This window comes from Blastococcus sp. SYSU DS0616 (assembly GCF_054051015.1).
The window spans coordinates 39,458-49,051 of sequence record NZ_JBJHAJ010000031.1 but is presented as its reverse complement, the minus strand read 5'-3'; the positions used below and the strand labels follow the sequence as shown (position 1 = coordinate 49,051).

General features: G+C 75.8%; 11 protein-coding genes and 1 rRNA gene. 3 read left to right on the top strand and 9 right to left on the bottom strand.

Annotated features, from left to right (window positions below):
- The first annotated feature begins 13 nt into the window (after positions 1 to 13).
- Positions 14 to 130 (top strand): 5S ribosomal RNA (gene rrf, locus ACI79K_RS18425).
- A gap of 329 nt (positions 131 to 459) precedes the next feature.
- On the opposite strand, the gene ACI79K_RS18420 is transcribed toward rrf, so the two are convergent.
- From ACI79K_RS18420 to ACI79K_RS18385, 8 genes are all read right to left on the bottom strand, one after another.
- A complete protein-coding gene (locus ACI79K_RS18420; protein WP_456600436.1) occupies positions 460 to 1,152 on the bottom strand; it encodes a hypothetical protein in 693 nt (230 codons plus the stop codon).
- Positions 1,149 to 2,063, bottom strand: a complete 915-nt coding sequence (locus ACI79K_RS18415; RefSeq protein WP_456600435.1) for an ABC transporter ATP-binding protein — start codon at positions 2,061 to 2,063, stop codon at positions 1,149 to 1,151. The genes ACI79K_RS18420 and ACI79K_RS18415 overlap by 4 nt, the downstream gene beginning before the upstream one ends.
- Positions 2,060 to 2,422, bottom strand: a complete 363-nt coding sequence (locus ACI79K_RS18410; RefSeq protein WP_456590223.1) for a GntR family transcriptional regulator — start codon at positions 2,420 to 2,422, stop codon at positions 2,060 to 2,062. The genes ACI79K_RS18415 and ACI79K_RS18410 overlap by 4 nt, the downstream gene beginning before the upstream one ends.
- A gap of 226 nt (positions 2,423 to 2,648) precedes the next feature.
- Positions 2,649 to 3,779 (bottom strand): ergothioneine biosynthesis PLP-dependent enzyme EgtE, encoded by a 1,131-nt coding sequence (gene egtE / locus ACI79K_RS18405; RefSeq protein ID WP_456600434.1) that lies wholly within the window; start codon positions 3,777 to 3,779, stop codon positions 2,649 to 2,651.
- A 21-nt stretch (positions 3,780 to 3,800) separates the two neighbouring features.
- Positions 3,801 to 4,589 (bottom strand): anti-sigma factor domain-containing protein, encoded by a 789-nt coding sequence (locus ACI79K_RS18400; RefSeq protein WP_456600433.1) that lies wholly within the window; start codon positions 4,587 to 4,589, stop codon positions 3,801 to 3,803.
- Entirely contained in the window at positions 4,570 to 5,172 is a 603-nt protein-coding gene (locus tag ACI79K_RS18395) for an RNA polymerase sigma factor (protein ID WP_456600432.1), read from the bottom strand. Before ACI79K_RS18395 ends, ACI79K_RS18400 begins: the two co-directional genes overlap by 20 nt.
- A gap of 47 nt (positions 5,173 to 5,219) precedes the next feature.
- Positions 5,220 to 5,888: a class F sortase gene (locus ACI79K_RS18390; RefSeq protein WP_456600431.1), complete on the bottom strand. Its 669-nt coding sequence runs from the start codon at positions 5,886 to 5,888 to the stop codon at positions 5,220 to 5,222.
- 25 nt (positions 5,889 to 5,913) lie between these two features.
- Positions 5,914 to 6,735: a DUF4397 domain-containing protein gene (locus tag ACI79K_RS18385; RefSeq protein ID WP_456600430.1), complete on the bottom strand. Its 822-nt coding sequence runs from the start codon at positions 6,733 to 6,735 to the stop codon at positions 5,914 to 5,916.
- A 149-nt stretch (positions 6,736 to 6,884) separates the two neighbouring features.
- Here ACI79K_RS18385 and ACI79K_RS18380 point away from each other — a divergent pair, with 149 nt between their 5' ends.
- A complete protein-coding gene (locus ACI79K_RS18380; protein ID WP_456590229.1) occupies positions 6,885 to 7,352 on the top strand; it encodes a DUF309 domain-containing protein in 468 nt (155 codons plus the stop codon).
- Positions 7,353 to 7,420: 68 nt separating this feature from the next.
- Entirely contained in the window at positions 7,421 to 8,209 is a 789-nt protein-coding gene (locus ACI79K_RS18375) for a hypothetical protein (RefSeq protein WP_456600429.1), read from the top strand.
- Between the two features lie 3 nt (positions 8,210 to 8,212).
- Here the strand turns inward: ACI79K_RS18375 and ACI79K_RS18370 are convergent, their stop codons facing one another.
- Positions 8,213 to 9,580 carry a cryptochrome/photolyase family protein gene (locus tag ACI79K_RS18370; protein WP_456600428.1) on the bottom strand — a complete coding sequence of 456 codons (1,368 nt, stop codon included), beginning with the start codon at positions 9,578 to 9,580 and terminating at the stop codon, positions 8,213 to 8,215.
- Positions 9,581 to 9,594 lie beyond the last annotated feature (14 nt).

Here is a 9,594-nt window from a genome sequence, read left to right as displayed (position 1 = left end):
AAGTTCACAGAGTTACGGCGGCCATGGCGAGAGGGAAACGCCCGGCAACATTCCGAACCCGGAAGCTAAGCCTCTCAGCGCCGATGGTACTGCCCTGGAGACGGGGTGGGAGAGTAGGACGCCGCCGGACAACCATTCCCGAAGGGGCCCCAGCATTCGTGCTGGGGCCCCTTCGTCGTTCCCCCAGCTCGGTCGGCATCGGACGGTGCCCGCTCACGCGCGGTCGGCGGAGCGGCGCGTCGGACACGGGGCGGGGCGGCTGCGTGAGGCGGTCCGGTGCCGATGGAGGTGCCTCGTGCGCATGCGCCGGCGCAGTCGTCGGATGCGGCACGCACTCCCGGTCGGGCGCTCCGGCGCGCGACACCGCGACGGGCGGATCACCACGCTGGGGAATGGGAGCGGCCCCCGAACCGTCACATGACGGAACGGGGGCCGCGGTGCAGGCGGAGGGGCCCGGAGCTACGGCACCACCCGCCGGATGCCGGGGAAGGAGACGAGCGCCGCCACCGCCGCGAAGGCCAGGGGCAGGGCGACCGTCAGCGTCACCGTCGACTGGTCGGTGAACCACACCCCGATGCTCCCCCAGGTGTCGAGCCAGGTGATCAGCACGGTGAGGCCACCCAGCACCACGATGGAGCCGAGGATCAGTCCCCAGGTGCCCATCTGGCCCCAGCGCTGGTGCACCACACCCATGCCGACGCCGACGAACATGAAGGCGAGCAGCGGGGCCCCCGAGGCGAACACCTGGAGCACCGGGTTGCCGACCTCGAAGACGCCCGGGGCCCAGAAGTCCATCCCGGCGCCCCAGCCGTTCGTGGCGTTCTCGATGCTCACCAGCGCGGAGAGCGCGATCCCGTAGCCGACCGCCTGCACCAGCGCGACGAGCGCGGTCCCGAGGTAGAAGGCTTGGCGGCTGAGGCTGATCCCCATCGCGAACGGCAGCACCTGCGTCACCGCCTGCACGTAGACGACCAGCACGGTGAAGTAGAAGGCCAGGATGCCGCCGGTGATGCCGCTCTCCTCGCTGGCCGGGGTGAGATGCCAGACGGCGAGGTTGATGGCGAAGCTGATCGACACGACCAGCCAGGGGATGCCGAGAGCCACCAGCGGGTGGACCAGGTGCAGGCGAGCGGCCTGCAGCACGCGGGTCATCGGGAGACCTCCTCGAGGTGGACCGGTGCGGCCGGGTCGCCGGCCGCGGTGTGCAGGCTCATGGCGACGACGAGCTGCTGGAGGCTGGTGGCCTCCCAGGACAAGCCGGCCGCCGTCGCGTCGTCGCCGTCGGCGCCGTCGCGCAGCCGCACGACGGCCCGGCTGGTGCTGCCGAGGGACTCGGTGTGCAGCAGCTCGTGCCGACCGCTGAACGCGGCGACCCGCTCCCGGGGTCCGGTGACCGTGAGCGCCGTGCCGCGCAGCGACTCCGCGTCGGCGTCGAGCAGCACCCTGCCCCGGTCGATCAGGATGACCCGCTCGAGCAGCGCGGCGATCTCCTCGATCAGGTGCGTGGAGAGGACGATCGTGCGTGGGTGCTCGGCGTAGTCGGCGAGCAGTCGGTCGTAGAACAGCTGACGCGCGACGGCGTCCAGTCCCAGGTACGGCTCGTCGAAGAGGGTGAGCGGCGCCCGGGAGGCCAGTCCGACGATGATGCCGACGGCGGAGTTCATGCCGCGCGAGAGCTTCTTGATCGGGCGCTTGGCGGGCAGGTCGAAGTCGCGCAGCAGTGAGGCGGCGAGGTCGGCGTCCCAGTCGGCGAAGACGAACGCCGCGGAGTCGAGCGCGTCCTTGACCCGGAAGTGGTCGGGGTAGCGCTGGCCCTCCTTGATGAAGCAGATCCGGCGCAGGACGTCGTCGTTCTCGAACGGCCGGGCCCCGAAGACCTCGATCCGCCCGCTGGTCGGGACGCGGTGGCCGGTCAGCAGTTGCATGAGGGTCGTCTTTCCGGCGCCGTTGCGGCCCAGCAGCCCGGTGATGGCGTCACGTTCCAGCACCGTCGACACGCCGCTGAGGGCGGTGTGCCCGGGAAAGCGCATCGTGACGTCGGAGACGGTGGCGACGGCGGTCATCGCGGGTCCTCCCAGCGATCGATCATGTCGGTGAGCTCGTGGGCGGGGATGCCGAGCTTCTGGGCCTCGGTCATCAGGGGGCGGACGTACTGGTCGGCGAACTCGCTGCGCCGACGCTTGAGGACCTGTTCGCGGGCGCCGGTGGCGACGAACATCCCGACTCCTCGTCTCTTGTAGAGGACCCCGTCGGTGACCAGCTGGTTCAGGCCCTTGGCGGCGGTCGCGGGGTTGATGCGGTGGAAGGCGGCCAGTTCGTTGGAGGACGGCGCCTGGCTCTCCTCGGGCAGCGAGCCGTCGACGATCGCGTTCTCGATCTCGGCGGCCACCTGCCGGAAGATCGGGCCGGCGTCCTCGTTCACGACGCGGCCCCGGCGTCACCAGGGCCGGGATGGTCCCTGGGTTCACTACTCATGTAATGAACCATAGGACCACTGCCACGCGGGCACAAGCCCCCGCCGCGGGGCGCCGCCGGGCGGCTGGTCCCGACGCCGGGCCCGCGTCGGGCCCAGGTGCGCGGGGCCGAGCCCGCTCGCCGCCGGCTACGGGGCGAGACGTCGTGCTGGACGGGGGTGCGGGGCTGTCCGCTCAGAGGGCGGCGGCGAGGGCCGCCAGGTCCTCCGCGGTGGCGTCCAGGTGGGGGGAGACCCGCAGGACCGGCCCGGTCATCTCCCCCGGGGCCCGCTCCCTGCCGGCCGCGGTCAGCACGATGCCGTGCTCGGTGAGCAGTCGGGTGCGGGTGGTGACGACGTCGACACCGTCCGGGGGCCGCAGCGTGGTGATGGCCGTCGGCTCCTCCAGCGGCTCCACCACCCGCCAGCCGGCGACGCCGTCGAGCAGTTCCCGGGTGGCCCGGCCGAGCCCGGCCAGCCGGGCGCGGACGCGCTCGGGCCCCGCGGCGAGGTGCTCCCCGACGGCCACCACCAGGCCGATCCGGCCGGCCACGTGGGCCTCCCCCGACTCGAAGGCGCGCATCGGCGGGACCCCCTCCGGCTCGGCCAGCACCGGTACCAGCTCGGCGGCGATCGACGGGCCGACGATCAGCACGCCCACGCCACGGGGCCCGGCCAGCCACTTCCGCGAGGTCCCGTAGACGACGTCCGCGCCGAGGTCGACGTCGACGTGCCCCAGGGACTGCGCGGCGTCGAGCACCAGGGGGACGCCGGCCGCGCGGCACAGTGCCGCGATCTCGCGCGCCGGCTGCACGATCCCGCGGTGGCTGCCGATGTGGGTGAGATGCACGAACCGGGGCGGGTCGGTGGCCAGGAGCTGCTCCACGCCGTCGACGTCGGCCCGCCCGAGGCCGTCGACCGGCAGCGGCTCCGGGCGCAGGCCGGCGGCGCGCAGCTGGGCGACGTTCGGGGCGTACTCGCCGGGCAGGCAGGCGACCCGCGAGCCCGCGGGTAGCCGCCAGCCGCCGAGCAGGGTGACCAGCGCGGCCTGGGCGGACTCGACGAAGGCCACGTCGGCGGCGGCCATGCCGGCCAGGCCGCCGATGACCGAGCGCCCTTGCTGCAGCAGGTCGTCAGCGGTCGCCTCCGCGACGTAGCCGCCCAGCTCGGCCTCGTGCCGGGCGTGGTGCGCCGCGGCCTCCAGCGCCCGGTGGCTCTGCCGGCTGGACGCCGCGCTGTCGAGGTGCCGGCCCGCCGGCCGGGGACGCACCGTGCGCCAGTGCGCACCGAGGTCGTCGAACGGCAGGGGGGTGTGCGCGGCGGTCACCTGCAGCACGCTAGGCGTCGCTCAGCTCTCGAGCACACCCCGGGCCACGGAGACCCCCGAGTGCGCCGGGTCGCCGTCGAGCGGCTCCACCGAGACGTCGACGATCGGGAACTCCCCGAGGTCCAGCCCCGCCGGCAGCTCGAAGGTCTGCGCCCCGGGGCGCAGGACGCCCAGCGGCACCATGTCGACGATCCCGGGTTCGATCAGCCAGATCTCGTAGTAGCCGTCCTCGACTTCCGGCGCGTCGAGCTCGACCCGCATGGCCCGGGACCCGTCGGAGCGGAGGACGACCTCCGCCTGCCCGGCGGCCGGCTCGTCGCCGAGCGGTTCGAGGGCCACGGCGGTGATCGGCTCGACGCCGTCCCCACCGCGCAGCAGCGCGACCGCTCCGGCCCCCACGACGGCACCGGCGACCGCGGCGGCCACGGCGAGGAGCAGCGGCCGGCGGCGGCGGAAGGGCAGCACCTCGCCGCCGCGCGCCGGCGGCGCAGGTGCCACGGGCGGCGTCGCGGCGGTGGCCCCGGCGGCGCCGGTGGCCGCGGGCGCGGTGGCGGTCGGTGCGGCGGCGGCCGGGCGGGGCGTCGACGACACCCCGGTGGCCGCGGCGATCCCCGCCCACACGGAGGCCGGTGGCGCCACGGGAGGGCCGGGCTCGGCGAGCTCGGGGACGGCGACGGCGTCGACGGCCCGCTGCAGGCCGGCGACCTCGTCGCGGCACCGGGCGCACGCGGACAGGTGGGCGGCGTCGTCGGCCGGCAGCGGTTCGTGCAGCGCCGCGAGGGCGAGCTGCTCAGGCTGGCAGTGTGGCACCGTCCACCTCCAATCGTGTCCTCAGGCGTTCGAGCGTGCGGCGGATGTGGGATTTCACCGTGCCGAGCGGGATGCCGGTGCGCTCGGCGATCTGGGCGTGGGTGAGGTCGGCGAAGAAGGCGAGCTCGATGATGCCGCGCTGCGGTTGGCCCAGGCGATCGAGCTCCTCGAGCACCAGCAGCCGGTCGCTCACGACGCTGTCCACGGGCGGGGTCGTCCCGCCGGCCGGTGCGGCCTGCGCCTCCGACACGGCGGCCTCGGCCTCGCGACGCATCCTGTCCCGCCGGGCCCAGGCGTCGGCGATCTTGTGACGGCAGATGCCCACCAGCCAGGCGGGGAGGGGGCCCTGGTCGGGGCGGTAGCGCGCGCGGCCGGTCCAGGCGGAGATGAAGGTCTGCTGGGTGACGTCCTCGGCGTCGGGCCCGGGACCGAAGGCGCGCACCGCCATGCCGTGCAGCTGCCCCGCCCACCGCTCGTACGCCAGCGCGAGCGCCTGCTCGTCACCGGTGGCGAACCGGCGGCCCACCTCGGCGTCGTCCGGCTCCGCGGCGCCATCCGGCGGCGGTTCCGGAGGGGAGGTCACGGCCGGGACGCTACCGAGGTCGGCCCGCGTCCGGGCGAGCAGCCCGGTCACGGCGCACCGTCCACCACCGGTTCCGCGACCACGACGACGTTGTCGCGGTAGCTGCGGTACTCCGGGAGGAACGGGCCGCCGCAGGTGATGACCACCAGCCGGGCCGGCCCCTCGCGGGCGAAGATCGTGTCGAGCGGCAGCACCTGCTTCTGCACGAGCTCCCGGGAGACGACGCGCCAGCGGGTGGTCTGCCCGGCGGCGTCGGTGACGGTGAGCTCGTCGCCGGGCTCGGCGTCGCGGAGCGGGAAGAGGGCGCCGGGGCCCTGCTCGCGGTCGTCGACGTGGCCGGCGAGCACGGCGTTGCCGTCCGCACCGGGTGCCGGGCCGTGGCGGTACCAGCCCACCCGGTCGACGTCCTCGGGGAGTTCCATCTGCCCGTCCCCGGCGACGCCGACCGGATCGACCGGTGCGGTGACGCCGAGGCCCGGCAGCTCCAGCCGGAGCGGCGGGGGTGTGGCGGGGACGGCGGCCGGTGCCGCGTCGCGGACGGACACCGGGGGGAGCGAGGAGGCCCCGGACGGCGCCGGGGTGGCGGCGTCGGGGCGCTCCAGCACCCGCTGGACCGGCGGACCCGCCGCCGCGTCCGGCCGGGTCACGGCCCACGCGGTCGGCGCGCCGACGGCGAGGGCCAGCCCGATCACGGCGGTGGCGGCGGCGGGTCGCACGGTCAGCTCCTCGGAGTGACGGTGATCAGCGCGAGGACCGGGCGAGCCGCAGGGCGCCGGCGCCGGCCAGGGCGAGACCGGCCACGGCCGCGGCACCCACGGGCAGGGGGAGGCCCGAGTCGTCGGCCAGCCCGGCGGTGCCACCCGGGACGCCGCTGGGCGCGGAGTGCTGGGCGGAGACGCTCTGGACGGCGAGCTCGAAGCCGGCGTCCTCCGAGCCCCACGCGTAGACGACGGTCGAGGTGCCCTCGGCCAGCGTCAGGTCGGCGGGGCCGATGGCGACGGTGTCGGTGCCCGCGAGCACGACGTCGGCGTTGATCGTCCCGGCCGGGACGGTGAGGGTCTCCTCGTTCGGGTTGGTCAGCCCCTCGATCACCGGCTGGCCGCCGGCGCGGACGTCCACGGCGGGCGCCGCGGCGACGTGCCGGACGGTGACGCGGGCCTGACCGGCGGGCACGGAGCCCGTCTCGTTGACGAACGGGGTGAGCGCGGGCTCGCCGGCCTCGGTCAGGTGGGCCACCACGGTGGCGTTGGCGCCGGCCAGGACCTCCACGCCGTCGGCCGACAGGATCGGGTCGCCGGAGTCGTCGGCGGCGTCGGCCGGGTAGAGGGCGAGGTCGTAGCTGCCGCCGGGCAGCTCCAGCGGGTCGGTGAGGGTGCCCGGCTGGAAGTCGTCGATCAGCCGCTCGCCGTTGGCGTACACGTCCACCGGGGTGTCGGGGACGCCGTGCAGGACCGAGACCGTGGCGGTGTGGTTGTCGGCCATGGCCGGGGTGGCGACCAGGACGACGGCGCCGACGGCACCGAGGACGCCGGCGGAACGGCCGACTGTGCGGATGGTGCTCACGGGTGGCTCCTCATCTCGTAGGGGGTCGTGCTGCCTGGTCTTCCGCTGCGCTCCGGCCGCCGGATGCGGATCGCCTCCAACAATCTCGGACGCGATTCGGATCGATACCTCCCGAGGCGCTCCCCGGGCGGCGCGGGGAGGATGCCCCTGTGCCTGACCGAGACCGCGACGAGCAGGGCCGGGCCCGCAACGCGCGCCCGCGGGATGCGCTCGGGCGGCCGCTGCCGCACGGCGCCGTCGGGGAGGAGCGCGCCCCCGAGGGAGTGGTCCGGGCGCCGGAGGTGGCGCTCGCCGAGGCGCAGGAACTGCTGGACGCCGGGCGCCCGTTCCACGCCCACGAGGTGCTGGAGGATGCCTGGAAGTCCGCACCCGAGGACGAGCGCGAGCTGTGGCGAGGGCTGGCCCAGCTCGCCGTCGGCCTGACCCACGCCGCCCGCGGCAACGACCGGGGCGCGACCAGTCTGCTCGAGCGCGGGGCGGCGGCCCTCGGTCCGTACGCCGACCGCCGTCCGCACGGGGTGGACGTGGCCGGGCTCGCCGGGTGGGCGCGTGCGCTGGCCGCCGCGCCCGCCACCGGCCGCGACCCGGTGCGCAGCGCTCCCCGGCTCCGCGGTTGAGCGGACCGTCCGGCGGCGAGGCGGTCGGCCAGGTTTCGGGTACGGGCGGTGCCGGGCACCGCCGGGGGATGAGCGGGACGGCAGGCCGGCAGGACGGGCTCCGGGCGGCGGCGGTGATCGCCGCCGCCGTCGCGCAGGTGGCCGGCAGCCCCGTGGGCAGCGCGATCGCCGGCCGCAGCGTCGGCGCGGTCAGCGACGAGACCGGTTCGCTGATCACCCCGGCGGGCTACGCCTTCAGCATCTGGGGTGTCATCTTCGCCGGATCGCTGGCCTGGGCGGTGTACCAGGCGCTGCCGGCCCAGCGCGGCCGGGAGCTGCACCGGCGCACCGGCTGGCCGCTGGCCGCGGCGTTCGCGGGCAACACCGCGTGGGAGATCGCCTTCCCCCTGATCGGGGTGTCGGTGCCGCTGGTTCCGGTCGTGCTCCTGTTCTGCATCGTGGCGGCCGCCGCGGTCGCCTGCGCGCGGTTGCAGGACCTCCCGGTCGAGGGCCTGGGGCGGGTGCTGCCGGCCGCCGTCGCCGGGCTGCTGCTCGGCTGGGTCACCGTGGCCGCGGCGGTCAACACCGGCCAGGCGGGGGTCGCGCTCGGCGCCCCGGCGTCCGGCACGACCGCGCAGCTGTGGGCTGTCGGAGCGCTGGCCGGGGTCGCGCTGATCGCGTGCGCCCTGGTGCTCGCCGCCCGCACCGCGGCCGGGCCGTTCGCGCTCGCCGTCGTCTGGGGGCTGGTGGCCGTCGCGGCCGCCGGCCCGCCGGCCCCGGTGGTGATCGCTGCCTTCGCCGCCGCGGCCGCGGTGGCGGTCGCGCTCGTCGTCCGCACCGTCGTCCGGCGGGACCCGGTCTCGCTGCTCGTCGGCTGAGCCTCAGCGGCCGCGTACGCGGGTGTAGCGGTCCAGCGCGACCCGGCGCTCGTGCGCGTGGTCGACGACCGGCTCCGGGTAGCCGGCCGGGATGCCGCCGGGCGCGGTCCACGGCTCGTGCACGTGCCGCGGATCGAGGTCATGCAGCTCGGGCACCCAGCGCTTCACGTAGGTGCCGTCGGGGTCGAACTTCTTGCCCTGGGTGACCGGGTTGAACACGCGGTAGTAGGGCGAGGCGTCGGTGCCGGTGCCGGCGACCCACTGCCAGCCGTGCTGGTTGCTGGCCAGGTCGCCGTCGACCAGGTGCCGCATGAACCAGCGGGCGCCCACCGTCCACTCCTGGTGCAGGTCCTTGACCAGGAACGAGGCGACGATCATCCGCACCCGGTTGTGCACGTAGGCCTCGCCGAGCAGCTGGCGCATGCCGGCGTCGACGATCGGAAAGCCGGTGCGGCCGGTCTCCCAGGCCCGCACGAGCTCCTCGGCGTCCGGGCCGCTGTCGTAGCCCATCCCCTGCAGCTCCGGCTTGAGGTACTCCCGGGCCGACTCCGGTCGGTGCCAGAGGACGTCGGCGTAGAACTCCCGCCAGGCCAGCTCGTCGGTGTACCGGCGCACCGACTCGGTCCGCTCCGCCGCGGCGAGGTCGGCCAGCAGCGTGCGGGGGTGGAGGCAGCCGTACTTGAGGTAGGCCGACAGCCGGCTCGTCCCGTCGCCGCCCGGGGTGTTGCGCCCGTCGGCGTAGCCGAGCAGCCGCTCGTCCCGGAAGCGCGCCCAGGCGGCCAGCGCGGCGGCCTCGCCGGCCGGGGGCAGGACGACGCCGTCGAGGTGGGGTGCCGGCGGGTGGTCGTCGGAGCGGACGCCGGTGCGCCAGCGGACGCCGTCGGGGGAGGACGCCGGCGGGCGCCAGCCGTGCTCCCGCCAGGCCCGGGCGAACGGCGAGTACACGCGGAACGGCGTCCCGTCGGCCTTGGTGACCCGGCCGGGCGTCACCGCGTACGGCGACCCGGTGCGCGCGAACGGGACATCGCCCAGGGCCCGCTCCACGGCCTGGTCCCGGTGCCGCCCGTACGGCCCCGCGTCGGCGCTGACGTGCACCGACGTCGCGCCGACCTCGTGGACCAGCGCCGGCAGCACCCGGACGGGGTCGCCGTGCCGGAGGACCAGCGCGCCGCCGAGGTCGGCGTCCAGCGCGGCGAGGCAGTCGAGCAGGAAGCGGCGGCGCGGCTCGCCGGACGGGCCCCACAGCCGGTCATCGACCACGAACACCGGGAGGACCTCGCCGTCCGGCCCGGCCGCGTCCCGCGCGGCCAGCAGCGCGGGGTGGTCGCCCAGGCGCAGGTCGCGGCGGAACCAGAGCAGCGCGGTCGGCACCCGGCCGAGCGTAG